23 protein-coding genes are annotated in these 24,719 nt (G+C 71.6%); 13 read left to right on the forward strand and 10 right to left on the reverse strand.

All coding sequences use genetic code 11. The annotated features are described in order from the left end of the window. Window positions 1–78: 78 nt before the first annotated feature. The 8 genes from ACQP2O_RS18020 to ACQP2O_RS18055 form a co-directional block, all read right to left on the reverse strand. A complete protein-coding gene (locus tag ACQP2O_RS18020) occupies window positions 79–792 on the reverse strand; it encodes a hypothetical protein (protein WP_433186038.1) in 714 nt (237 codons plus the stop codon). A 388-nt stretch (window positions 793–1,180) separates the two neighbouring features. After that, window positions 1,181–3,166, reverse strand: coding sequence for a S53 family peptidase (locus ACQP2O_RS18025; RefSeq protein ID WP_433186040.1), 1,986 nt, complete (start codon window positions 3,164–3,166; stop codon window positions 1,181–1,183). Between the two features lie 660 nt (window positions 3,167–3,826). Continuing rightward, window positions 3,827–5,461, reverse strand: a complete 1,635-nt coding sequence (locus tag ACQP2O_RS18030) for a protein kinase domain-containing protein (protein ID WP_433186043.1) — start codon at window positions 5,459–5,461, stop codon at window positions 3,827–3,829. 206 nt (window positions 5,462–5,667) lie between these two features. Then, entirely contained in the window at window positions 5,668–6,900 is a 1,233-nt protein-coding gene (locus ACQP2O_RS18035; protein ID WP_433186046.1) for an RNA polymerase sigma factor, read from the reverse strand. Next, complete coding sequence (locus ACQP2O_RS18040) at window positions 6,897–7,232, reverse strand: YciI family protein (protein ID WP_433186049.1); 336 nt, start codon at window positions 7,230–7,232, stop codon at window positions 6,897–6,899. The genes ACQP2O_RS18035 and ACQP2O_RS18040 overlap by 4 nt, the downstream gene beginning before the upstream one ends. 34 nt (window positions 7,233–7,266) lie before the next feature. Beyond that, window positions 7,267–8,214, reverse strand: coding sequence for a phosphotriesterase family protein (locus ACQP2O_RS18045; RefSeq protein ID WP_433186052.1), 948 nt, complete (start codon window positions 8,212–8,214; stop codon window positions 7,267–7,269). After that, window positions 8,211–8,900: a cysteine hydrolase family protein gene (locus ACQP2O_RS18050; RefSeq protein ID WP_433186055.1), complete on the reverse strand. Its 690-nt coding sequence runs from the start codon at window positions 8,898–8,900 to the stop codon at window positions 8,211–8,213. The genes ACQP2O_RS18045 and ACQP2O_RS18050 overlap by 4 nt, the downstream gene beginning before the upstream one ends. Window positions 8,901–8,910: 10 nt before the next feature. Next, a complete protein-coding gene (locus tag ACQP2O_RS18055; protein ID WP_433186057.1) occupies window positions 8,911–9,768 on the reverse strand; it encodes an AraC family transcriptional regulator in 858 nt (285 codons plus the stop codon). A 200-nt stretch (window positions 9,769–9,968) separates the two neighbouring features. Between ACQP2O_RS18055 and ACQP2O_RS18060 the strand changes: the two genes are divergently transcribed. From ACQP2O_RS18060 to ACQP2O_RS18070, 3 genes are all read left to right on the forward strand, one after another. Further along, complete coding sequence (locus ACQP2O_RS18060) at window positions 9,969–10,826, forward strand: GNAT family N-acetyltransferase (protein WP_433186060.1); 858 nt, start codon at window positions 9,969–9,971, stop codon at window positions 10,824–10,826. A gap of 38 nt (window positions 10,827–10,864) precedes the next feature. Beyond that, window positions 10,865–11,743, forward strand: a complete 879-nt coding sequence (locus ACQP2O_RS18065) for an LLM class flavin-dependent oxidoreductase (RefSeq protein WP_433186062.1) — start codon at window positions 10,865–10,867, stop codon at window positions 11,741–11,743. A gap of 159 nt (window positions 11,744–11,902) precedes the next feature. Continuing rightward, window positions 11,903–12,721 (forward strand): SAM-dependent methyltransferase, encoded by an 819-nt coding sequence (locus ACQP2O_RS18070; RefSeq protein ID WP_433186065.1) that lies wholly within the window; start codon window positions 11,903–11,905, stop codon window positions 12,719–12,721. Between the two features lie 40 nt (window positions 12,722–12,761). On the opposite strand, the gene ACQP2O_RS18075 is transcribed toward ACQP2O_RS18070, so the two are convergent. Then, window positions 12,762–12,980 carry a hypothetical protein gene (locus ACQP2O_RS18075; RefSeq protein WP_433186068.1) on the reverse strand — a complete coding sequence of 73 codons (219 nt, stop codon included), beginning with the start codon at window positions 12,978–12,980 and terminating at the stop codon, window positions 12,762–12,764. Between the two features lie 169 nt (window positions 12,981–13,149). On the opposite strand from ACQP2O_RS18075, the gene ACQP2O_RS18080 reads away from it, so the two are divergent. Together ACQP2O_RS18080 and ACQP2O_RS18085 are read left to right on the forward strand one after the other, a co-directional pair. Then, window positions 13,150–14,031: a DMT family transporter gene (locus tag ACQP2O_RS18080; RefSeq protein WP_433186071.1), complete on the forward strand. Its 882-nt coding sequence runs from the start codon at window positions 13,150–13,152 to the stop codon at window positions 14,029–14,031. Beyond that, a complete protein-coding gene (locus ACQP2O_RS18085) occupies window positions 14,028–14,918 on the forward strand; it encodes a DMT family transporter (protein WP_433186073.1) in 891 nt (296 codons plus the stop codon). The genes ACQP2O_RS18080 and ACQP2O_RS18085 overlap by 4 nt, the downstream gene beginning before the upstream one ends. On the opposite strand, the gene ACQP2O_RS18090 is transcribed toward ACQP2O_RS18085, so the two are convergent. Further along, the gene (locus tag ACQP2O_RS18090; protein WP_433186076.1) at window positions 14,875–16,038 is read right to left on the reverse strand and encodes an MGDG synthase family glycosyltransferase; all 1,164 of its coding nucleotides are present in this window, start codon (window positions 16,036–16,038) and stop codon (window positions 14,875–14,877) included. The genes ACQP2O_RS18085 and ACQP2O_RS18090 overlap by 44 nt on opposite strands. A 27-nt stretch (window positions 16,039–16,065) precedes the next feature. Here ACQP2O_RS18090 and ACQP2O_RS18095 point away from each other — a divergent pair, with 27 nt between their 5' ends. The 8 genes from ACQP2O_RS18095 to hpnH all read left to right on the forward strand — a co-directional run bounded on the left by ACQP2O_RS18095 (window position 16,066) and on the right by hpnH (window position 24,698). Continuing rightward, entirely contained in the window at window positions 16,066–16,776 is a 711-nt protein-coding gene (locus ACQP2O_RS18095; protein ID WP_433186079.1) for a polysaccharide deacetylase family protein, read from the forward strand. Window positions 16,777–17,019: 243 nt separating this feature from the next. Continuing rightward, on the forward strand, window positions 17,020–17,850 hold the full coding sequence (gene hpnC, locus ACQP2O_RS18100) for a squalene synthase HpnC (protein WP_433186081.1): 831 nt from the start codon (window positions 17,020–17,022) through the stop codon (window positions 17,848–17,850). A gap of 4 nt (window positions 17,851–17,854) precedes the next feature. After that, entirely contained in the window at window positions 17,855–18,712 is an 858-nt protein-coding gene (locus ACQP2O_RS18105) for a squalene/phytoene synthase family protein (RefSeq protein WP_433186084.1), read from the forward strand. Continuing rightward, window positions 18,709–20,046: a hydroxysqualene dehydroxylase HpnE gene (gene hpnE, locus ACQP2O_RS18110; protein ID WP_433186087.1), complete on the forward strand. Its 1,338-nt coding sequence runs from the start codon at window positions 18,709–18,711 to the stop codon at window positions 20,044–20,046. The genes ACQP2O_RS18105 and hpnE overlap by 4 nt, the downstream gene beginning before the upstream one ends. Further along, window positions 20,043–21,056, forward strand: coding sequence for a polyprenyl synthetase family protein (locus ACQP2O_RS18115; protein WP_433186090.1), 1,014 nt, complete (start codon window positions 20,043–20,045; stop codon window positions 21,054–21,056). The genes hpnE and ACQP2O_RS18115 overlap by 4 nt, the downstream gene beginning before the upstream one ends. Then, window positions 21,056–22,927, forward strand: a complete 1,872-nt coding sequence (gene shc, locus ACQP2O_RS18120; protein ID WP_433186093.1) for a squalene--hopene cyclase — start codon at window positions 21,056–21,058, stop codon at window positions 22,925–22,927. The genes ACQP2O_RS18115 and shc overlap by 1 nt, the downstream gene beginning before the upstream one ends. Then, window positions 22,924–23,697 (forward strand): hypothetical protein, encoded by a 774-nt coding sequence (locus ACQP2O_RS18125; protein ID WP_433186096.1) that lies wholly within the window; start codon window positions 22,924–22,926, stop codon window positions 23,695–23,697. The genes shc and ACQP2O_RS18125 overlap by 4 nt, the downstream gene beginning before the upstream one ends. After that, a complete protein-coding gene (gene hpnH / locus ACQP2O_RS18130; RefSeq protein ID WP_433186099.1) occupies window positions 23,694–24,698 on the forward strand; it encodes an adenosyl-hopene transferase HpnH in 1,005 nt (334 codons plus the stop codon). Before ACQP2O_RS18125 ends, hpnH begins: the two co-directional genes overlap by 4 nt. The last annotated feature ends 21 nt before the right edge of the window (window positions 24,699–24,719 follow it).

Genomic DNA, 24,719 nt, shown 5'->3' on the forward strand with positions numbered 1-24,719 from the left:
CTCTGCTCTGACGCGGTTACCGGCGCGATCGTGGCGCCGCCGGGCTTTTCTGGTGGGGGCGTCTGCCGGGTGCGCGGGTCAGGACTTGAGCGGTAGCCGCTTGGCGAGTCGTGTGGCCAGCGGTTTGAGAGCGGGCATCGGGCCGGATTGGCTGTCGGCGTCCATCGCCATGATGACGTTGCCGGAGCGTACGAGGATGATCTCGTCGGCGACGTAGGGGCCGGTGGGGGTGACCTTGACGTCCAGTGCCTGGTCACCAAGGTGCGCGAGGGCCGTTGACTTGGTGGTCATCTTGACGGTCTTGCCGCCGAGGGCCTGAGTGGTGAAGTGCGCGCAGCGTTTGGCCAGGGCGCTGACCTCGGTCATCTGCTTGACGGCATCTCCGGGCTGGTAGCCGTTGAAGACCAGGTCGGAACTGGTGTCGTTGGGGGTCTTGAGCCCTTGCTCCGCATAGGAGGCCTGGTAGTCGTCGGTCAGGGTCTTGGCGCCGCCGTTGGTCATCGCCTTGGCGCAGCTCTCGCCGGGCAGCAGTGGGGCACTGGGGGTCTTGACGGTGGCTCCGGTGTCGAAGTTGCCGGCGTTGTCCAGCTTCCAGCCGTGGGGCAGGTCCTTGGCGGTGGGCGCCAGCGTCTTCAGCTTCGTGCCGGTCGGGACGTTGCCGGACCCCCCGGCCGGGCTGCTCGGGCTGCTGGAGGCGGCGGGCTGCTTGGCGGTGGCCGGGGGTTGTTGGGTGATGCCGGGAGAGGACGGTTTCGACGATGAACATCCGGTCACCATGATTGCGAAAGCCACGGCTGTACCGGCTCCGGTGAGCAACCTATGCATGGGCATGACGATTCTCCCCCAATGAAGATTATGAAGCCGGCTTGATATGACTCAAGTCCGGCAAGTCGGTGACTTTAGCCAACATCTGGACGATCAGGCAACCGAAAATTTGTGGGCTCCGTCACGTGAGTTTCAGAACATCAAAAGCCGATGTTATCTTTACCAACATTTTGCCGGATCGGCTCGACTTGTGGCCTGGAAAGCGCGTAGCGGGAATTTTAGGAGCAATTGCGACCGCCCTGAGGGATGCACACGAAGGCGCTCTCTTTTCTCAGGTGTGCAGAGCGTGCCGGTCGACGAGGTCTGCTGATGTGGTGGTCCTCCCGTCTGGGAGGACCACCATTAAGCGGGTCGATTACCGGTAGCTCATGAAGGACATCAGGTAGCCGTAGTTGGGGCTACCGACGCCGGTGGCTGCGTCGTAGCCGGGCGTGGCGGCCAGAAGTGCGGGGCCCGCGCCGTCGGTGCCGGTGGTGGCGAGGTAGGTGAGGATCGGACCGCTGGCGGTGCTGGGGTTGGTGTACCAATTCAGTGCGAAGTCCAGCGGATTCCCAGGGTTCTGGGCTGTGATATCCGTGAAGAGGTGTCCACGGTAGCCGTGGTAGATCGCGCCGTTGGCGAATCCGATGGGCTCTCCCTTCGCCTGTTCGGCGAGAGCCTGCATGCCGGCGAACAGTGGGGCGGCCAGGCTGGTACCGCCCCAGCGAGCGGTGGAGTAGGCCGTGGAGCCGTCGGGCTGTGTTGCGGTCAGGCCGATGATCATCCCGGTGTTGGGGTCGGCGTCCATGGCCACGTCGGGCGTGACACGCATGGGCGGGGCCGAAGTGCCGTTGGGCAGGGTCTCGCTCAGGCTGTTCGGCACGATCCCCGCCTGGTAGGACGGCTGTGAATAGGCGTAGCTGGTGCCACCGCCGCCGCCTTGGTAGAAGTCCGCGGGATAGGTTCCGGGCAGCGGATCGGCCCAGCTGGTCCCCGCCGAGGTGAGCGGGTCGCGGAAGATGCCGTAGTCGGCCTCGTACTCGTAGTTGCCGCGTGACCCGATGGCGAGCGCGGTTCCGCCCACACCGGTCGCATACGGACTTGAAGCGGGGTACGACGCTTGAAGCTTGTCGGAACCTTCTCCAGCGCCACGAGCCGTGGCGGGGTCGTTGTAGCCCGCGTCGCCCGACGAGAAGTACATTCCTATGCCTTCGGCGTTGCCCTGTTGGAGGATGGAGTCATACGTCGCCCGGAGGGCGGGGGTCTCCTGGTCCTCGGGCGCGGTCCAGGAATTGCTGACGATGCTGGCGAGGTGGTTGTCGACGACTCGCGCCAGCGCGTCCTGGAAGTCGTTGTCATTGCAGCTTGAGGCGCCCACGTACACGATGTTCGCGTCCGGCGCCATGGCGTGTGCGGCCTCGACGTCGATGTGTTCCTCGGTAAACCAGTTGCCGCAGGCCGACACCGAGTTCCACGAGGTCGGCAGGTTCTGCGTGAACTGTCCGGTGGCGAAGCCCGCGTCGCCGTGGCTGGCGAAATAGGTGTTGGCGTCGGAGAGGATCGTAGGTGAGGCGTAGGCGTCGACGACGGCCACCGTCACGCCTTTCCCGGTTAGGCCGCTGCGAGTGGCGCCATAAGCGGACCTGAGTTGATCGGGCGTGTATCCGCAGACATTCCACGGCGCGCTGGCGCCATATGCGGTCGGGAGGTTCGTGGCCTTCGTCTCACCGTAATAGCGGGCGCACGGCCCAGGCGCCCAACGGTTGCTCGGCGGAGGTGGAAGCGAGTCCGCCGGTTTCATTTCATGAGGTGCCGAATCCAGGCCGGTGATGGTCATCACGTTGGGCGCCAAGGCCGCCGGCACCCGCGGCGTGCTTTCGGGCGCGATCTGGAGTTGGTTCTTGACCAGGAATTTGTGGAGCTGTACCGAGAACGCCCGCTGCGCCTGGGCCACGCTACCCTTTACGGCAACGTAGTGGTTGGTGACCGCGGTTACCGCAAGGCCCGTCGACCTCGCCCAGGATGCGACCGCCCGCTGCTGGGCGCGTGTTGGGCCAAAGTGCGCCCGAAACTGAGCGGGAGTCAGGTAGTGCCCGTACGCCGCGTTGCCGGGAGTCGAGACCTCCTGGTCGAAACGCGCCAGCCCGGCGGGGTCTTGGTAGGCGAGCCAGATCCGCCCGTTGATCGGCGTCGAGGCCGCTGCCGGGCCGCGATCCGCGGAGGTCACCGCCCACGACGGCTGGGCACCTGCTACCGGCGTCGTCCCGCTGGCCGCCTGTCCAGGGTCGGCGAACACCACCATCGCAGGTAGCGTCAGCGCCACGGCCCCAGTGGCCAAGCGCCACAGTGCACCGAATGCCATTGGCAAGTCCTTTCATAATCCAAACGATCATCGACGCCGCCATGACCAAGCTGAATGCCGCTGCGCTCCCACGGCGGTCCCAACACTGCCTTCATGCGGTGACCCGAAGCCGTCAGTCCTGCCGTCGTCGACTCCCGCTCTTTCAGGGCTTTGCGTTGTAGACCTCTTGGGATTGACCGTCCTGGCGCGCCGGGAGACGGCAACTCCTGCGTCGGTGCTTCTGCTGGAAGTCACGGGCTTGTCGGGTCGGCGTCGGCGCCACCTGGGCCTTCATCCCGTCGGTTTCGCCGGACCGTGCCCGGCCGCCTCGGCGGCCAGGAGTTGACGGTGCGTGCGCCGGCGAGGCGGAGTCGCGTGACCTGGCCGATGTGCGCGCCGCGCTGCCGCCCGATCAGGCGCGTGCCGCGCTGCAGGCGTGCCTGCCTCGGGGCGGCAGGCTGCGGTTCGCCATCGACGGGACGCCGTATCCACGCCCGATGCCGAGTGCTCGCCGGGCCGGGGACATGTGCATCATGACGCGTGCCGGACGCCGCCACCCGACACCTTCGTGCGCTTTCTCAGGGCTGGGGCCTGTCGCCTCGTCACGGTCGCAGGCTCCGAGGTCGGCGCGGGCGATGCAGGTTGTCATGCATGGCCGCTGGTCGAGGACCGCTCCGCGCGTCACTCACCTGCCGTGGGCGTGCCCGTTCCATGGGCAGACCGCTCGGCGGGTTCGCTCTGATAACTGAAGGTTCGCGTCCCCTGCCAGGTTCTCCGAGTTATGCGGTATCTGTGTGCTTTTTCGGCGGCGAGGTGGTTCGGTCCGATGTCGACCACATCAGCCTGGCGCCAGCTGCCATCGAGCTTTTGATCGACGAAGTAGGTGAACTCATTGAAGTCCTTTGACGAGGATTCGAATGTGTTCCTGATGGTGAGGGTTATTTTGCCGTTCGTGAGGGATGCCGGAAGCTCAACGGTCTGATCCATCCAGATGGTAAGGGCTCCGGCCAAAGGTGCCCACCTACCGGCGTGAATGCCGTTCACCGAGATTGCTGCGCTCTGGCCGGAGACACTCGAATCGAGGCGGCGTGTCAGTCGCACGCCGGTGTTGGCCGGATCGACCACCACAGTGAACTGGCTCCATCCGCCCGCCCCGAATGCCCTGCCATCGTCGGTGACGATGCGACCGGGGGGTGTCGACGGCTTGGCGGGTGTCGATGGTCGCTCGCGATCTGAGGGGATGAGGAGAAGCGCCAGGGCCACGGCGGCGACCACCGAAGCCACGAGCCCGGCGAGCGCGACGGCACGGCGCGGAACCTTTTTCCGCTCGCGAACGGGGCCCACCGCGAGCGACCGGTCAGGCCCCATCAGGTGGGCGGCGGACACCTCGGTCAGCTCGTGGAACCGGTGGTCTGATACGCAGACCGCCGGGTTCAAGACATCAGCGGACTCGGACTCCCTGAAGCTGATCATGTCTCTGACGGTGCGAGGTAGCCAATCGCCGCTCGGCCAGGGCGAGGCCAACCGGGCGAGGATGTCGGTGAGAGGAGGCCGGCCGGCAGGGTCCTTGGCCAGGCACGCGGCGAACAAATCGCGAAGCCCCCCCTCCACCGGGATATCGAGTAGATCGACTGGCTCCTTGGCGATGCGGTGAAGGATGGCGGCGGTCGTTTCGCCGCCGAAGAGGTTACGGCCGGCGGCGGCGAAGCCCAAGACCGACCCGAGGGAGAACACATCACTGGCGGGTCCAGCCCGATCCCCGCTCACCTGCTCGGGGGACATATAGGCACAGGTTCCGAGAACAGTACCGATCGCGGTCATCTCGCTGGCATCCTGCGTGCGGGCGATGCCGAAGTCGATGATTCTGGGCCCGTCGGCGGCGAGGATCACGTTGCCGGGCTTGAGGTCTCGATGCACCAGGCCGCATGCATGGATGGCGGCCAGCCCCTCGGCGAGCCCGGCACCCAGGGTTCGCACGGCCTGCATGCCGAGGGGACCGTGTTGGGTAACGGCGTCGTACAGGGACGGGCCGGGGATGTAGGCGGTGACCATCCACGGCGGATCGGCATCAGGATCGGCATCGACGACCAATGCGGTATGGAAACCACCGACCCTACGGGCGGCCTCAACCTCGCGGGCGAATCGGGCGCGGAATTGCCGACTATGAGCGTATTCATCCCGAATTAGTTTTACCGCGACCGGACGGCCTCCAGGGGAACTACCGAAAAACACTTGCCCCATGCCGCCTTCGCCAAGCCGCCCCAGCAAGCGGTACCTACCGACCTGTCGCGGGTCACCGGGCCGCAAAGGATCCACCCACGCCCCCTATCGATGCGAGGACCGCAAATGATCAAACCTCCTCACGGAAGGCTATAGCGAATCGCTCCAGAAAATGACCCTTTCATGAACCAGGTTGACCGACCTGCGGCGAGTTGTGAGGGGGCCGGCCGACGCACTGATCTCCGAGCTGGAGCCGCAGGTGTGGGGTGCGGTGGAGTTCGTTGCCGTGTAATGCAAGAACTTCAGAGTTCTTCGAGGCGGCCGGTCAGGTAGTGGCGCTCGGCCTCGGTGGGCGCCAGCTTCAGCGCTGCCTCGTACTCCGCCTTCGCCTCGGCGGTACGGCCGGCCCGGCGGAGCAGGTCGGCCCGGGTGGCGGGCAGCAGGTGGTACCCCTCGAGCCGGCCGGACGCGGCGAGTTCGTCGACCAGGGCCAGTCCGGCGGGGATGCCGTCCGCCATCGCGACCGCCACGGCGCGGTTGAGGTCCACGACCGGCGACGGCGCCAGCGTCGCCAGGTCGGCGTACAGGCCCGCGATCTGCGGCCAGTCCGTGCTCGCCGCGTCGGGCGCGGTGGCGTGGCAGGCGGCGATCGCGGCCTGCAGCTGGTACGGCCCGGCGCGCCGCATCGCCAGCGCCTCGTCGAGTGCCGCCACGCCCTCGGTGATCAGCGCCCGGTCCCACCGCGAGCGGTCCTGCTTCTCCAGCGTGACCAGCACACCGTCGTCCGTGCGCGTCGCGCGCCGGGCCTCGTGCAGCAGCATCAGCGCGAGCAGCCCGCGGGGTTCGGGCTCGTGCGGCATCAGGCGGACCAGGACCCGCGCCAGGCGGATGGCCTCGGCCGTCAGGTCGCGGCGGGCGCCCTGAGGGTCGTACTCCTCGTCGTAGCCCTGGTTGAAGATCAGATAGAGCACCGCGAAGACGGCGGCCAGTCGCTGCGGGAGGAGTCCGGCGGGTGGCACGCGGTACGGGATGCCGGCCTCCCGGATCTTGCGCTTGGCGCGGACCAGCCGTTGCGCCATCGCGGGCTCGGCGGTGAGGAACGCCCGGGCGATCTCGGCGGTGCTCAGTCCGGCGAGCGTACGCAGGGTCAGGGCGACCCGGGCCGGGAACGGCAGCGCCGGATGGCAGCACGTGAAGATCAGCCGCAACCGCTCGTCCGGGATCTCGTCCACGGGCGGCGTGCCGGGATCGCGGGCCAGCACGGCGAGTTGGCGTAGCTTGGCCGCCCCGGCGGCGTCGCGGCGCAGCCGGTCGGTCGCGCGGTTTCGGGCGGTGGTGGTGAGCCAGGCGCCCGGGCGGCGCGGGATGCCGTCGCGCGGCCAGGTCTCCAGCGCGGTGGCGAACGCGTCCTGCGCGCACTCCTCGGCCAGGTCCCAGTCGCCGGTCGATCCGATCAGGGTCGCGACCACCTGGCCCCACTCGTCCCGGTAGGCGGCGTCGACCGCGGCCCGTACCTGGTCGTCGGGCGCGGTCATTCCCACACGGGACGGATCTCGACGCCGCCCCAGCGCGCGTACGGATGGCCGGCGGCGATCTCGATCGCCTCGTCCAGGTTCGCGCACTCGACGATCACGAAGCCGCCGACGAAGTCCTTGGTCTCGGCGAACGGCCCGTCCGAGATCAGCGTCTCGCCCTCGCGTACGCGGACCGTGGTCGCGTCCACGACCGGGCGCAGCCGTGCGCCGACGAGCCTGCCGCCGCGCCGATCCAGGTCCGCGAGCCAGGCCTGGTGCACTGGATCCGCCGCGAGTTCTTCGTTGGTCGGCGAGACCGTCTCGTCATCGCAGATCAGCAGCACGTACTTCATACGACGAATTCTGCCCGACCGGATCCCCGGTGCCCTACTTGCGCCATGCGAACGCGCGGCCCGGGTTGACGGCCAGGATCGTGTGCATGGCGTCCTCGCCGACGCGGCGGGCCAGCGCGGCGGCCGTATCGTTGAGCAGGGCCGCCGGGCCGGGGCTGCCGTTGGAGGCGAGGCGGTCGGCGGTGGGGGTGTCGGCACCGAGCAGGACACGGTCGCCGTATCCGGCCTCGAGCATCGCGCAGATCAGATCACCGAGCCGCCAGTCGGTGGCGTGGGTGTCGCGACGAGGGCCGTCGTAGGCGAGGTAGGCGCCGGAGGCGGCCAGCTCGGCGTGCAGGCGGTGGTCCGGGTTGCGGGCGAGGTGGCCCAGCACCACGTGCCTGGGCGGCACGCCGGCGGCGTCCAGCGCCGCGAGCACCGCCTGGCCGTGGGTGCCCAGCTCGAGGTGCACGCAGACCGGCGCGCCGGTGGCCTGGTGAGCGGCGCCGGCCGCGGCCAGCGCCCGGCGTTCGTGCTCGTCCGTGCCGTGGTAGCCGGCCGCCACCTTGATCACACCTGCGCACGCCGGGCCGGCCGGGTCCGGCACGCCGTCGTCGCCGCGCATGCCGATGGTGAGTTCCTCGGTGAACAGGGCGGCGAGCTCCGCCGCACCGAGAGTCGCTGGCCAGCGCGGCGGGCCTCCGCCGGTGCTGTAGTGGCGTGCCTGGTGCAGGCCGGTGGCGGCGATGATGTGGATGCCGGTCCGCTCGGCGATGCCGGGCAACCATTCGGCGCGGCGGCCCATTCCCGGCGGCGTCCACTGCACGAGAGCCCGGCCGCCGGCTGCCCTGAAGTCCTGTGCCATGGCCGACGCTACGGACCGCGAGCTGAGCGGGCTGCCGGGGATCACCGGGGACTCGAGCAGCAGGTGGTCATGGGCGTCGGTCACTCCCAGCTCGCCGAGTGGCACGTCACCGCGCACGGTGCGGACGAGGCCCGTCACGCGGTCGCCTCGTCGCCGGCGCGAAGGTGTCTTCCGATCGCGGCGACGGTCAGGCACCACGCCGAGATCCCGGTCATCTCCGGCCGGGCGTGCTCGGTGAAACCCGATGTCGCGTCCTCGGCGAGCACCAGCCGGTAGTCATGGGCGCTGGCGTCGTAGATCGTCGCCCGCGGGCAGTTGGGGTAGTTGCATCCCGCGACGACCAGCGTGTTCACACCGAGATCATCGAGATGCCGCCGCAGCGGGGTGTGGTGGAAGGCGCTCCACCTCGGCTTGTAGATGACGTGCTCCCCGTCGGCGAGCGGCTGGGCCGCACCCGACAGCAGCCGGCCGGGGTCCAGGGGCGCGGCGCCGTCCGGGGCCAGGCCGTCGGCCAGGCGAGATCCCGGCGAGTGCGGGGCGACCAGGCCGGCGCCGGCGGCGATGAGCGACCGGCGGCAGCTGTCGGAATTGCTCCCATCGGGCAGATACAGCCGGACCACGTGCACGATGGGCCGACCGGCGTCCCGGAACGTGCGCGCCAGCCTGGCCACCGCCGGGACGATCCGTTCGGTGCCGGGCACCGCGTGCGGGCCGGAGACGAAGTCGGCCTGCATGTCGATCGTCAGCAGGGCGGCACGGGCGAACTGCGGCCGCGTGTACTCATCACCGGGCACCGGGTCCTGGGAAAGAGCGTTCTCGATCACCCTGCGCACGCTACGACTCGGCGGCGGGGCCGCCTTGTACGTCGTTGCACGCCCGTCCGGCACGGGCGAACTCCCCGGGGGTGGCGGCGAACGTCCGGCGGAAGTGGCGGTGCAGGTGAGACTGGTCGTAGAAGCCGCTGTCGGCGGCCGCACGGGCGACGCTGTGGCCGGCGGTCAGCAACTGCTGGGCATGCCGCAGCCGCAACGCCAGCAGGTACCCGTGCGGGGTCACCCCCGTCTCGGCGCGGAACGCGCGAAGCAGCACGAAGCGCGGCATCCCGGCGAGCTCGGCCAGTTCGGCCAGGCTCGGTGTGCGCCCGATGTCGGCGGCCAGATAGCCCTTGATCCGGCCGATCGAGGCCGGCCAGGAGGCCCTGGACGGCTGGACCGGCCCGCACGCCGCATGCCGGGCCAGCACCAGCGTCAGCACCTGATGAAGCTGCTCGCAGGCCGGCAACGGCGCGGTGCCCGGCTCGCCCAGCAGCCGATGCACCCGAACCAGGCGGGCGGCCAACTCCGGATCCCGCGGGGTCGCGGCCGGGAACGTCGGCCGCCGCCCTGCGATCTCGGCCAGCAGGTCGGGAGGCACATAGAAGACCCGGTAATCCCAGCCCTCTGGCGCGGCAGGCCGCCCGGCATGGATGACCTCGGCGTCCAGCAGCAGCAACCCGCCGGCGCCGACGCGCTCGTCCGCACCCCGGTACCGCACTGCCTCCGCGCCACGGTCGATGACCGCGATGGCGTACTCGCTGTGCGCGTGCGGCACGAAATGGTGCGTCCGGAACGACGCCGTCACCAACCGCACCTCATCGGCGCCCGGCGCGTACCGATGCCGGACACGGTCCGCTCCGGCCTGCTCACCCTTCACGCCTTTCTCGACCTCCTCCGCCATTGTCGGCCCACCGCCCGCGCACGGGCCGGAACGCCGGCGACTCCTACCCTCGACCGCAATCGTCATCGTCGGCAGCGCGTTATACGCCATTTCGACCGCACTTATGGGTAATGAAGGCTTGATCACGATTTGCGGGTAATCTGTGGAATCGCTCCCATACCGGGCAGTATGAGGCCGTGGGGTGGGTAATCACTGGGGACATCGCGGAATTCGACCTGGCCGCGGGTGGCTTCCTCCGCTCTCGGCCGATCGAGAACACCGTGCTGATCACGGTGGTCGAGTCGCTGCGGGCACGGGGGCCGGCGGCGTACGGGGACGCGCCCGCCGTGATGGGAGCCTGGTCGACCGTCTCCGGTTGCGTGGCCGGCGCGTTCGTCCACACGCCGCCCTTTCCGCTGCTGCTCAGCGCGATGCCGGGACAGGCCGTCAAGGAGCTCGCCGGGGCCCTCGCGGATGACGGGCGGCGGCTGCCGGGAGTGACCGGGCGCCACGAGCCGGCCCAGGAGTTCGCCATCTGCTGGCGGATCGAGACCGGAGCCGACCACAAGATCTGGGAGCGCCGCCGCCTCTACCGGCTCGTCGAGGTCCAGCGGCCGGACGTGCCCGGCAGCGCGCGCCTCGCCCGGCCCGCCGACCGGGACCTGCTCCTCGGCTGGTACCGCGACGCCGAGCGGGAGATCCGGGAGCGTCCCGGCGACCACGGCGCCGCGGTCGACGACCGGATCTCCTACGGCGGCCTGACGATCTGGGAGCGGGACGGAGTCCCCGTCGCTCTCGCGGGCCGGACCCGGATGGTCGCCGGCATGACGCGGATCGCGCCCGTCTACACGCCGCCCGAGCACCGGCGGCACGGGTACGGCGCCGCCGCGACGGCGGCCGTGAGCCGGGCCGCCGTCGACGCCGGAGCCGAGGAGGTCGTGGTCTTCGCCGACCTGGCCAACCCGGGGGTCAACGCGATCCACCGGCGCATCGGCTACCAGCCGCTGGACGACTACCTCGTCATATCGTTCCGGGCAGGGCGGCGCGGCGACTGACGCCGCCGACCGATCGACCATCGCCGAGGAGCGTGCAGATGAGGGCGGGAATCGTCATCCTTCCGGAGTACCGCTGGCCGGAGGCCGAGCCGAAGTGGCGGCGGGCCGAGGAGTACGGGTTCGACCATGCGTGGACGTTCGACCACCTGGGCTGGCGGTCGCTGGTGGACGGGCCGTGGTTCGGCGCGGTTCCGACGCTGGCGCTGGCCGCGCGGGCGACCGAGCGGATCGAGCTGGGCACGCTCGTGGCCTCGCCGAACTTCCGGCATCCGGTGCCGTTCACGCGGGAGATCCTCGCCTTGGACGACGTATCGGGAGGCAGGTTCACGCTCGGCGTCGGCGCGGGCAGCTCCGACGACTATGACTCGACCGTGTTCGGCGAGGCCGGCCGGGTGGCCAGCCGGTCTCGGCGGTTCGCGGAGTTCGTGGAGTTCCTGGACGCCCTGCTGACCACGGAGAAGACCACCCTCACCGGGGAGTACTACGCCGCCGTGGACGCCCGTAACGCGCCCGGACCGGTGCAGTCGCCCCGCCCGCCGTTCGTCGTGGCCGCCAACGGGCCGAAGGCGATGCGGGTCGCCGCCCGGTTCGGGCAGGGCTGGATCACCACGGGGGCCAAGACCGACGACCTCGAGTCCTGGTGGCGGAGCATCGGCGAAGCCGCGGCCCGGTTCGACGAGGCCCTGGAGGAGACCGGACGGGACCGTGGCGAGGTCCGCCGGTTCGTGCAGACCGACGCCGCGCAGGTGTTCGCCCTGTCCTCGGTGGAGATCTACCGCGAGTTCCTCGGCCGGGCCGACGAACTCGGGTTCACCGACGTGGTGGCGCCCTGGCCGCGGCGCGAGGGTATCTTCGCCGGCTCGGAGGATGTTCTGGAGGCGGTGGCCGCCGAGGTCCTGCCCGGCCTGCGAACCTGACCGGTGGGTGGTCGTGACGCGGGCTGCTGTAGTGGCCGCGGCGTCCGGGGACGGCCGGGCCGCTGCAGCATGGCCCCTGTCACGACCACATCCGGCCGTGAGCGGGCCAGGCATTCCGAACCGGGATGAAACCGGCGGCCCGTACGTTCGAAGATCGACATGTTCCCCCGTGATTCCGAGGCCCCGGTGAGCGAACAGAAGATCAACAAGGACGTGCCGCAGTCCGCGCGTGTATGGAACTACCTGCTCGGTGGCAAGGACAATTATCCCGTCGACCGGGAGGCGGGCGATCAGGCCCTGGAGGTGCTGCCGGAGGTTGCCCGGCTGGCCCGCGAGTCGCGCCAGTACCTCAACCGAGCCGTGTCCCATCTGGTGGAGGAGGCCGGGGTCCGGCAGTTCCTGGACATCGGCACCGGGCTGCCGACGGCCGACAACACCCATGAGGTCGCCCAGCGGTCCGCGCCCGAGGCCCGGATCGTCTACGTCGACAACGATCCTCTGGTGTTGACGTACGCGCGGGCGCTGCTGACCTCCGCCAAGGAGGGCGCCACCGCCTTCATCCACGCGGACCTGCGGGAACCGGACACGATCCTGCGGGAGGCCGCGCACACGCTGGACTTCGAGCGGCCGATCGCGCTCATGCTCATGGGCATCACCGAGTTCATCCCCGACCACGAGCAGGCGTTCGGCATCGTCGATCGCCTGGTCGCGGCGCTGCCGTCCGGGTCGTACCTGGCGCTGTACGCCACGACGAACGTGGTGCACGGCGAGCGCACCGACCGGGCCATAGAGATGTGGAACCAGGCCGAGGGCACCACCCCCATGACGGCCCGGTCGGTGGAGCAGATCGCCCGGTTCTTCCGCGGGCTGGAGCCGGTGGATCCGGGCCTCGTCGAGATCACCCGGTGGCGGCCCGTGCACCCCGACCTGACCGGCGAGCCCGTCGACGGCTACGCGGGGGTGGGGCGCAAGCCATGATCGGGCCGATCCCGGCCGCCCCTGCGGGCCGGGATCCCCGCTACGACCCGTTGGTGACGCGGCTGCCGTCGCCGACGGGCTCGTCGGCCGGGCTCTCCTCCGGCGTCGGCGCCGGACCCGAGACGAAGACGGCCGACAGCGAGAGCAGCAGGGCCCACACCCCGAAGAAGGTGAACGCCAAGGCGGCGTACGGGCCGGTGATCCAGTCGATGAACAGACCCGCGCCGATGATTCCGATCCCCGTTAACGCGATGCGCATACGTTCTACTGTGCGGCGATCAGGACCATTTGTCGAGTGAATAATCCTGTTCTTTAGGCCGTCCGAAGCCGGTCGCGTCAGTGCAGCGCGCTCGAAGAGCCGCAGGTCAACGCCGATACAAGCCGTGACGTACGGGTACGACCCGTAGGGTGATTTCGGCGGGCGGCCGATGAAGACGTTCCTCGCCCTCGCGGCGGCCTGCTTCCTCGGCATCGGATTCGTCGCCCAGCAGCACGTGGCCTACCGCGAGCCGCTGGACGAGATGCTGCGGATGCGGCTGCTCGCCCACCTCATCCGCCAGCCGGTGTGGCTGCTCGGCATCGCCGCGATGGTCTTCGGGCAGGTGCTCGGCGCGTTGGCGCTCGACGAGGCCGATCTCGGCAGGGTCGAGCCACTGCTGGCGACCAATCTGATATTCGCGCTCGTCATCGCGCACCTCGTCTACCAGGAGCCGCTCAGCCGGGAGGTCCTGGGGGGCGGGTTGCTCGTGACCATAGGCGTGGTGATCTTCCTGGTCGTCGGGCAGCCGCACGGCGGGCGGACGACGGACCCCTGGTCCGTCCGCTGGATCGGCGCCGGTGTGGTGCTGGCGGTCGCGGCCATGCTCGTGCTCGCCGCCGCCCCGCGGTCGCTGCGGACCAAGGCGATGCTGTTCGCGGCCGCCGCCGGGATGCTGTTCGGGGTCCAGGACGCGTTGACGCGGAGCTCGCTGCTCATGCTGAGCGAAGGGCTGGCGGTCGGCCTGCGCAGCTGGCAGCCGTACGCCCTGGTCGTGATCGCCGTGCTGTCCCTGCTGCTCGCGCAGAGCGCGTTCGACGCCGCGCCGATCGGCATCTCGCTGCCGGCGATGACGGCGGTCGAGCCGGTGATCGGGATCGTTCTGGGGATCCTCGTCTTCGCCGAACATCTCCGGCTGACGGGGACCGCGCTCGCGGCCGAGGTCATCGGTCTGATGATGATCGTGGCGGGTATCGCGGTGCTCGGGCGCTCCTCGTTCCTCGGCAAACCCGGGCAGGACGTGGGCGCGGGCGTGAAAGGCGGACCGGGATGATCGCCGTCCTGTTCGCGGTCCTCGCCGCGGCGAGCAACGCCCTCGCGTCGGTGCTGCAGCGGCGCGCGGCCCGGTCGGCGCCACCCGACGAGGCCTTCCGGCTCGCGCTCATCTGGGACCTCGTGCGCCGCCCGGAATGGCTCGGCGGCATCGTCGCGCTCATCGCCGGCTTCCTGTTCCAGGCGGCCGCGCTGACGACGGGCGGTCTGGCCCTGGTCCAGCCGCTCCTCGTGACCGAACTGCCGATCACGATGCTGCTCATCTCCTGGATGTTCCGGATCCGGCTGGGGTCGGAGTCCTGGCTGGCCGTCGGAGCGCTGACCATCGGGCTGGCCGTCCTCCTCGCCGCCGCCTCCCCGTCTCCGGGAAGCCGGCACCCGGGCCGGATCGACTGGGCGATCGCCACCCTGGTCACGGCCGGGGTGATCACCTACCTGGTCTCGATGGCCAGGGTCACCAGCGGCTCCGCCCGCGCCACCCTGCTCGGGGTCGCCTCCGGCCTGGGGTTCGCCTTCACCGCCGCGCTGATGAAGGAGGCGACGGAGATCCTTCCCGAGGGCACGGTCGCCCTGCTGACCTCCTGGTCGGTGTGGGCCATGGTGGCGGCCGGGCTCGGCAGCCTGTTCCTCCTCCAGAACGCCCTGCACAGCGGCACGCTCGTGGCCGTGCAACCGGCGCTCAACGTCTCCGACCCCGTCGCCAGCATCGCGTACGGCGTCGGGTTGTTCGGTGAGGAGATCCGGCTGGGCGGTTGGGCGGTCGCGGAGGTCCTGGGCATCGGCCTGATCCTCTACGGGAGCGCGCGGCTGGCGCAGTCGCCGCCGATCCGCCGCCACGCCCAGGTCAAACCGGCCGACCCGGGGAGCGAGCCCCGTCCGGACCCCTGACCGGTGGTTCGGGCGGCGGGTGCTCCGAGTCGGGCCCGTATGGGCCGAAGAGGAGGTCCTCGGCGGCAGGCGTGTCGAACAGCGCCGACGCGCGGGCGACCAGGCGACTCCGCCCGGCCGAGTCCCCGAGCCGGTCGAGTTCGGCGATCAGCCGCGCGGCGTCGTCCGCGTGGACGCTCAGCCCCGCGCGGGCCATCGCGAGGACGCCGTCGCGGCCGTGCCCCGGAATCGGCCGGTACGACACGACCGGAAGCCGGGCCGCGAACGCCTCCCGGCACGTCAGCCCCGCCGCGTTGTCCACCAGGGCGTACGCGGCCCCCATCAGCTCGGGAAGGTCGTCACGCCAGCCGAGCGCCACGAGCCCCCCGATGCGGCCGAGCCGGTCGCGCAGCGCCCGGTTCCGGCCGCAGAGCACGACGGGCACGTACCGTCCTGAGCGCGCCAGCACCCGGGCGGCCTCCTCGACCTCGCCCACGCCCCACGAGCCCGCCGAGACCAGGACCGTACGGTCGTCCGGCCCCAGGCCGATCCGGGCGTGGACGGCCGCCGTGCCGGCCGGGGGACGCCGGAAGGCGGGGCGGGTGAGCGGGGCGTGGCAGTCGGCCGGGCGGCCGGTCGCGGCGGTCACGTCGTGAGCCGTCTCCGGGCAGGGGCACAGGTACCGGTCCGTGCCCGGATGGAGCCAGAGGCGATGCGCCGCGAAGTCGGTCAGCAGCACCGTGCCGGGCACGGTCAGCCGGCCTGTGCGGCGCAGGTGCCCGGCCGCCTGCGCGGCCAGGTGGAACGTCGAGACGACCAGGTCAGGGGACCGGCGGCGGACGAGACGGTCCAGGCGCGCGGCCAGCAGCACGGTCAGCGGCGAGGCCGCCCACGCCGGGCGGGGAGAGATGAAGAACGCCCGGTAGATCAGGGCGTACACCCACGGCGCCCTCCGCATCATCCAGCCGTACCACCGCCGCAGGGCGTGCCCCAGGCGCAGGGGGAGCAGCTCCAGCACGTCGACGACCTCGGCCTCGTGACCGGCGGCGGTCAGCCGCCGGGCCAGCTCGACGGCGACGGCGTCGTGACCCGCGCCCATGCTCGCACTGAGGATCAGCAGCCGATGTCTTGCCGGTGCCATGACCGCGCCTCCCGCAGACTTGGACCGATGTGCCGGACCGCGCTGACCCTGGGGCTGACCGGCCTGGCTCTCCTGCACGCCGGGCCGGCCGCGACCTGGCTGCCGGCCGTACGCCGCCGGCTGCCGGGCCTGGCGGGGGTGGGCGACGCCGGCCATGTCGCCCTGACGTTCGACGACGGCCCCGACCCCGGGTCCACGCCGCGCTTCCTCGCCGAACTGGACCGGCTCGGCTGCCGGGCCACCTTCTTCGTTGTCGGGGCGACCCTCGCCCGCCACCCGGATCTCGGGCGCCGCATCGTGGCGGAGGGCCACGAGGTCGCCGTGCACGGCTGGCGGCACCGCAACGCGTTGCTGACCCGGCCCGGCCGGGTGACCGGTGAGATCGCCAGGGCGGCGGACCTCGTGGCCGCCGTCACCGGAGCCGAGCCGGTCTGGTACCGGCCGCCGTACGGCGTGCTCAGCGCGGAGACCCTGACGGCCGCCCGCCGGCGCGGGCTGCGGCCGGTGCTGTGGACGACATGGGGGAAGGACTGGACCCGCTCGGCCGACCCCGTCTCGGTGCTGGCCACGCTGGCCCCCGGCCTTCGCGGCGGAGCCACCGTGCTGCTCCACGACTGCGACCACACCTCGGCCCCCGGCGCCTGGCGCTCGGCCCTCGGCGCGCTGCCGGGGCTGGTGGCCCGATGCCGCGACCTCGGCCTGCGCGTGGGACCGCTGGCCGAGCACGGGGTGCGCTGAGCCGCTCCAAAGCAATTTTCGATAAGGCTATCGCGGTCTTTTGTTGTGCTTTTCATTGCGGTTCGTTGGCCTGTATTGGCGGGTGGTTTCCTCGTCGAGTGGCGAGGGTCTCAGTATGCATTTGCCCTGGTCAACGCAACCGACGACTCGTCTGAGAGTCAAATCATGGTCGATATCGAGCCAACGTAACGATTGTCCGCCGCGCGATTGTTTACGGCGTCTCTCCAGGGAAATCGTGAACCCGTGTCATCGGCAGAGGGCGTCATATACAAGGCGCGCCGGGAGAATTTTCCCGTCGCATCACGGCTGTTGCCGCGCGGATACCGCCGCCACCTCATGGCGATCTACGGCTTCGCCCGGTTCATCGACGACGTCGGCGACGAGGCCCCGCCCGCGGATTGCCCCCGTCTGCTGGACATCGTGGAGAACGACCTGGGACGCCTGTACGCGGGGCGCACGCCGAAGGTGCCGGCGGTCGGCGCGCTGGAGCGCACCGTCACCGCGTTCGGGATTCCAGTGGAGCCGTTCCGGCAGCTGGTGCGGGCCGGGCGGCGCGACCAGGCGGTCACCCGGTACGAGAGTTTCGAGGAGCTGCTCGCCTACTGCGAGCTGTCCGCGAACCCGGTCGGGCACATCGTGCTGCACGTCTTCGGCGCCGCCGACGCGCGGCGGTACGCGCTGTCGGACCAGGTCTGCTCGGCGCTGCAGGTGATCGAGCACTGCCAGGACGTGGGCGAGGACTACGCCCGGGGCCGCGTCTACCTGCCGGGCGCGGACCTGCGCCGGTTCGGCTGCACCGACGACGACTTCGTCCGCACGACGACCTCTGACGGGCTGCGCCGCGTCGTCGCCCTGCAGACGACGCGGGCCACCGGGCTCCTGGACGCCGGGACCTCCCTCGTCGCGATGCTGAGAGGACCCGCACGGGTCGCGGTGGCGGGCTACATCGCGGGCGGCCGGGCGACGATCAACGCGCTCCAGGCCGCGGACCACGACGTCCTCGGCCAGGCGGTCCGCCCTCGGCGGTCCCGGCTGATGACCACGTGGCTGCGCGTCCTCGCGACAGGAAGGTGAGCCGGTGAGCGCATCCGAGGCCTATCGACACTGTGAGCAGATCGTCCGCACGCAGGCGCGGAACTTCTCCTACGGCATCCGCCTGCTGCCGGGGCCCAAGCGCCGCGCGCTGAGCGCCGTGTACGCCTTCGCCCGCCGGATCGACGACATCGGAGACGGGGACGGGCCCGCCGACAAGCGCCTGGAGCGTCTCGAGGAGGAGCGCGTAGCGCTGCACCGCCCGGTGCCCGACCCGGGGGACCACGTGCTCGTCGCCCTGAAGGACGCGGCCCGCCGTCTCCCCATCCCGCTCATGGCGTTCGACGAGCTCATCGACGGATGCACGGCCGACGTGCGCGGCACGACGTACACCCGGGTCGAGGACGCGGTGGCGTACTGCCGCAGCGTCGCCGGGTCGGTGGGGCGTCTCTCCCTCGGCGTCTTCGGCACCGACGACGTCGAGACGGCCGAGCCGCTGGCGGACGCCCTCGGCATCGCGCTGCAGCTCACCAACATCCTGCGGGACGTCCGCGAGGACCGGCTGATCGGACGCGTCTACCTGCCGGCCGAGGACCTCGCCCGCTTCGGCTGCACGCTGGGCGTCGACGCCGACGGCGCCTTCACGGACCCGCCGGAGCGGCTCGCCGCGCTGATCCGGTTCGAGGCGGACCGGGCCCGCGGCTGGTACGTCCGTGGCCTGCGGCTGCTGCCCCTGCTGGACCGGCGCAGCGCGGCCTGCACGGCGGCGATGGCCGGCATCTACCAGTCCCTGCTCGAGCGGATCGCCACCGATCCGATGGCCGCGCTCGCCGCCCGCTCGGCCCTCCCGACCTGGGAGAAGGCCATGGTCGCGGCGCGCGCCCTCGTCGGAGCCGGCCGGTGACCGCGTCCGGCCCGGGCGCGCCGGTCGCGGTGGTGGGCGGTGGGCTGGCGGGGATCGCCGCCGCGCTCGCGCTGGGCGAGGCCGGTCTCCCGGTGACCCTTTACGAGGCGCGCCCCCGGCTGGGCGGCGCCACGCACTCCTTCGCCCGCGACGGCCTGGTGGTGGACAACGGCCAGCACGTGTTCCTGCGCTGCTGCACGGCCTACCAGGGCCTTCTGAAACGGATCGGCGGCACGACGCGCGTCCGCCTCCAGGACCGCTTCGACCTGCGGGTGCTCACGCCGGCCGGGCGGTCCGGGCGGCTGCGTCGCGCGGTGCTGCCCGGGCCGCTGCACCTGATGCCGGCCCTGGCGTCGTACGCGCTGCTCCGGCCGGCCGACCGGCTGCGGGCCGTACGGTGTGCGCTCGCCCTGCGCGGCCTGGACCCCGGCGACCCGGCTCTGGACCGGCTCGCCCTGGGGGAGTGGCTGGCCGCCCAGGGGCAGGGCGACGTCGCGCGGCGCGCGCTGTGGGAGCTGTTCGCGGTCGCCGCCCTGAACATCGGCGTCGAGGACGCGGCCCTCGGCCCGGCGGCCATGGTGTTCCGGACCGCGCTGCTGGGCCGGGCGGACGCCGCGGACATCGGTGTCCCGGCCGTGCCCCTCGGCGACCTGCACGGCACCGCAGCGCATGCGGCGATCGAGCGACAGGGCGGGTCCGTACGGCCGGTGGCCAAGGTCACCGCCATCGAGCCGGGACCGGTGGTCGTGGTGGACGGCGAGCGGATCGACGCGTCCGCCGTCATCGTCGCGACCCCGCATCGGCAGGCCGCGCACCTGGTGCCGTGGGACGCCGCGCCCGACCGGAGCGACTGGGCGGGGCTGGGCGAGAGCCCGATCGTCAACGTGCACCTGCACTACGACCGTCCGGTCAGCGACCTGCCGTTCGCCGCAGTCGTCGACTCGCCCGTGCAGTGGGTCTTCGACCGGACCCGGGCCGCCGGCGTCCGAAGCGGTCAGTACCTCGCCGTCTCGGTGTCGGCGGCGGACCGCTGGATCGACGAGCCGACCGCCAAGCTCCGCGCGGAGTTCGTCCCGGCGATGGAGCAGTTGTTCCCCGCGACGCGTCGGGCGCGGCTCGTCGACTTCTTCGTCACGCGCGAACGCCGCGCCACCTTCCGCCAGGCACCCGGCAGCGGGGCGCTCCGTCCCGCCGCCACCACCCGGTGGCCGGGGTTGTACCTCGCCGGCTCGTGGACCGACACGGGCTGGCCCGACACGATGGAGGGAGCCGTGCGCAGCGGACTCACCGCGGCCCGTCTGGTCCGGAAGAGGCTGACGGGGGCCGCCTCATGACGGCGACCCCCCCATCGTCGGTCGCCGGCGCGCGCCCGCTCGTCGAACCGGTCCTTCGCACGGCCGTCGCGCGGCTCGATCCGATGACGGCCCAGGTCGCGGGCTACCACCTGGGCTGGAACGACGCGTACGGCCGGCCCGCGACACCGGGCGGCAAGGTGCTGCGGCCCGCGCTGGCCATCCTGTCGGCCCGGGCGGCGGGCGCGGACGTCGAGGACTGCCTGCCGGCCGCCGCGGCGGTGGAGCTCGTGCACGCGTTCTCCCTGCTGCACGACGACATCATGGACGGAGACCGGACCCGCAGGCACCGGCCCGCCGCCTGGACCGTCTTCGGCCGGTCGGCCGCCATGCTCGCCGGCGACGCGCTGCTCGTCCTGGCCGGGGAACTCCTGCTGGAGCTGGGCACCCGGGGCGGGGTGTGGGCGGCGCGCGGCCTCGCCGCCGCGGTCCAGCGGCTGATCGCCGGGCAGGCGTCGGACCTGGAGTTCGAGGGGCGGGACGACGTGAGCCTGGAGGAGTGCCGGCGGATGTCGGCGGACAAGACCGGCTCGCTGCTGGCCTGCTCCTGCTCGATCGGCGCGATGGTCGCCGAGGGGCCCGCGCACCTCGTGGCGGCGCTGGCGGCGTTCGGCGCGCAGGCGGGCCTGGCGTTCCAGCTCGCCGACGACCTGCTCGGCATCTGGGGCAGCCCGGAGATCACCGGCAAGCCGGTCCTGGCCGACCTGCGGGCCCGCAAGAAGAGCCTGCCGATCGTCGCGGCCATCACCAGCGGCACGACGGCGGGCGAGCGCCTCGCCAAGCTCCTGGCCCACCCGGACCCGCTGTCCGAGACCGAGCTGGGCGAGGCCGCCCGGCTGGTCGAGGAGGCGGGCGGCCGGGTGTGGGCCGAGGCCGAGACCGAGCACCGGCTCGACGCGGCCGAGCGCCAGCTGGCGACCCTGGACCTGCCTCCAGGCGTCCGCCAGGAGTTCGGGCAGATCATCCGTTTCATCGCATCCCGGGATCACTAGTGACCACAGAGCCCCGCCCGGTCGCCACCGGCGCCGACGTCGCCCTCAAGGCGGCCTGCGACCACCTCCTCGGCCTGCAGTCCGCCGAAGGATGGTGGAAGGCCGAGCTGCAGACCAACGTGACGATGGACGCCGAGGACCTGCTGCTCCGCGAGTTCCTCGGCGTCCGTACGCCGGAGGACACCGCCGAGGCCGCCCGCTGGATCCGCTCCGAGCAGCGCGAGGACGGGTCCTGGGCGAACTTCCACGAGGGGCCCGGCGACCTGTCCACCACGATCGAGGCGTACGCGGCGCTGCGCCTGGCGGGGGACTCCGCCGACGCGCGGCACATGCGTACCGCCGCCGCCTTCGTGCGCCGGAACGGCGGGATCGAGGGCAGCCGGGTGTTCACCCGGATCTGGCTGGCGCTGTTCGGGCAGTGGCCGTGGACGGACCTGCCGGTCATGCCGCCGGAGCTGGTGTTCCTGCCGCCGTGGTTCCCCCTCAACGTCTACGACTGGGCGTGCTGGGCGCGGCAGACGGTCGTGCCGCTGACGATCGTGAGCGCGCGGCGTCCGGTCCGGCCCCTGCCGTTCGACCTGGACGAACTGCGCACCGGTCGCATGCCGCGCCGCCGGCCGAGCCTCGGCTGGGACGGCTTCTTCGGGGCCCTCGACCGCGTCCTGCACCGGTACGAGCGGCGGCCCGTGCCGGGCCTGCGCCGCGCGGCCCTGCGGCGCGCGGCCGAGTGGATCGTCGCCCGGCAGGAGCCGGACGGCTCCTGGGGCGGCATCCAGCCGCCGTGGGTGTACTCGCTGATCGCCCTCCACCTGTCCGGCTACGGCCTCGACCACCCCGTCATGCGTCGCGGCCTGGCCGGGCTCGACCGGTTCACGATCCGCGACGAGCGGGGCCGCCGCCTGGAGGCCTGCCAGTCGCCGGTCTGGGACACCGCCCTCGCCGTGAACGCCCTGCGCGACGCGGGCGTGCCCGGCGACCATCCCGCCCTCGTCGGCGCCGCCGGGTGGCTGCTCGACGAGGAGGTCACGGGGCCCGGCGACTGGGCCGTACGGCGGCCGTCGCTGCCGCCGGGCGGCTGGGCGTTCGAGTTCGACAACGACGGCTACCCGGACACCGACGACACCGCCGAGGTCATCCTCGCCCTGCGCCGGGTCGCCCATCCGGGCGTGCGGCCGGCGATCGACCGCGGGCTGCGCTGGATGGCGGGCATGGTCTCGCGCGACGGCGGGTTCGCCGCGTTCGACGCCGACAACACCCGCGAACTGTGCCTGCGCCTGCCGTTCTGTGACTTCGGCGCGGTGATCGACCCGCCGTCCGCCGACGTCACCGCGCACGTCGTCGAGGCGCTGGCGCACGAGCTCCCGCCCGGATCGGACGACGTGCTGCGCCGCGCCGTCGTCTGGCTGCTCAAGGCCCAGGAGCCGGACGGCTCGTGGTTCGGCCGCTGGGGCGCCAACCACGTCTACGGCACCGGCGCCGTGCTCCCCGCGCTCGTCGCCGCCGGCGTACGCCCGCACCGGCCGTGCGTCCGGCAGGCCGTCGCCTGGCTCGAACGCCACCAGAACGACGACGGCGGCTGGGGCGAGGACCTGCGGTCGTACCGCGATCCCGCCTGGATCGGGCGCGGCCACTCGACGCCCTCCCAGACCGCATGGGCGCTCATCGGGCTGCTCGCCGCCGGCGAGCGCTCGGCGGCGGTCGAGCGCGGCGTGGAGTGGCTGGTCGGCGCCCAGCGCGCGGACGGCACCTGGGACGAGCCCTATTTCACCGGCACTGGCTTCCCCGGCGACTTCTACATCAACTACCACCTCTACCGGCTGGTCTTCCCGATCAGCGCGCTCGGCCGCTACCTGGGTTCGGTGACCCCATGACCAGGCTGGTCATCTGCACCGCCCTGCGAATCGAGGCCAGGGCCGTCCGCCGCGGGCTGCCGACGTCCGCCCGGACCGGCGGTCCCGGGCCGTCTCCGTCCGCGCGGTCCGGTGGTCCCGGAATGCCGCCGTCCGCGCGGTCCGGAATGCCGCCGTCCGCCCGGGCGGGTGGTCCCGGGATGCCGCTGTCCGCGCCGGACGTCCGCGTCATCCGGACCGGCCTCGGGCCGCGCCGCGCCGCCCGCGCCGCGAGGCGACTACCGGAGCACGAGGCACTCGCCGTGACGGGGTTCGGCGGCGCGCTCGACGTCGGGCTGCGTCCCGGCGACGTGCTCGTGGCGACGGAGGTGCGCTTCGGCGAGCGGGTGTTCCCCTGCTCCTCGGCGGCGCGGATCGCCGAGGAACTGGCGCTCGCCGGCCTGTACGCGCGGACCGGACCGCTGTTCACCTCACCGCACCTCGTCACGGGCGCGGAGCGGCTGCGGCTCGCCGCCGCCGGCGTACGCGCCGTCGACATGGAGACCGGGCCGCTCGCCGAGGTCGCGACCGGCACGCCGTTCGCCGCCGTACGCGTCATCGTCGACACCCCGGCCGTCCCGCTGCTGCGGGTCGGCACGGTCCGCCGCGTCCTGATCGCCCGGAGCAGACTGCGCCGCGTCGCCCCGGTCCTCGTCGAATGGGCGCGCATCGCCGGTCCCCGCCCCACGACCCGGGCCCAGGACCAACGGCGCAGGAGAGCCGGGTCAACGCCTCCGGAGGTCGAGTCATGACGATGCCGCTTCGCCAGAGCCTGCGCATCGGCGCCTACATCCTGGGCCGGAAGCTGCGGCGCACCCGGAGGTTCCCGCTGCTGGTGGAGCTGGAACCGCTGTTCGCCTGCAACCTCGCGTGCGCCGGCTGCGGGAAGATCCAGCACCCCGCGAACGTCCTGCGGCAGCGCATGCCGGTCGAGCAGGCGGTGGCCGCGGTCGAGGAGTGCGGCGCGCCCATGGTCTCGATCGCGGGCGGCGAACCGCTCATGCATCCGCAGATCGGGCGGCTGGTCCGCGAACTCGTCGCGCGCAAGAAGTACGTCTTCCTGTGCACCAACGCGCTGCTCATCCCCAAGAAGATCGACCAGTTCGAGCCCTCGCCGTACTTCGCCTGGACCGTGCACATCGACGGCCTGCGCGAACGCCACGACGCCTCGGTGTGCAAACCGGGCGTCTTCGACGAGGCCGTCGCCGCCGTACGCGAGTGCAAGCGCCGGGGGTTCCGCGTCACCACCAACACGACGGTGTTCAGCACCGACAGCCCGAAGACGGTCGTCGACGTGCTGAACTACCTGAACAACGACCTGGCCGTCGACCAGATGATGGTCTCCCCGGCGTACGCCTACGACAAGGCGCCGGACCAGGACCACTTCCTCGGCGTCGAGGACACCCGGCGGCTCTTCAGAGAAGTGTTCGCGGGCGGCGACCGTCGGCGGTGGAGGTTCAACCACTCACCGCTGTTCCTGGACTTCCTGGAAGGGAAGATCGACTTTCCGTGTACGGCGTGGGCGATCCCGTCGTACTCGCTGTTCGGGTGGCAACGGCCCTGCTACCTGATGGCCGACGGGTACGCCCGGACGTACAAGGAACTCATCGAGGAGACCGACTGGGACGCCTACGGCCGCGGCCGCGACCCCCGCTGCGCCAACTGCATGGCGCACTGCGGCTACGAGCCCACGGCCGTGTTCGCCACACTCGGCTCGCTGAAGGAGACCCTGCGCGCCGCACGGAACGGCTGAGCCGCGACCCGGTCCCTGCGC

The sequence above is a fragment of the Actinoallomurus sp. CA-150999 genome (assembly GCF_050942425.1).
GTDB lineage: Bacteria > Actinomycetota > Actinomycetes > Streptosporangiales > Streptosporangiaceae > Actinoallomurus.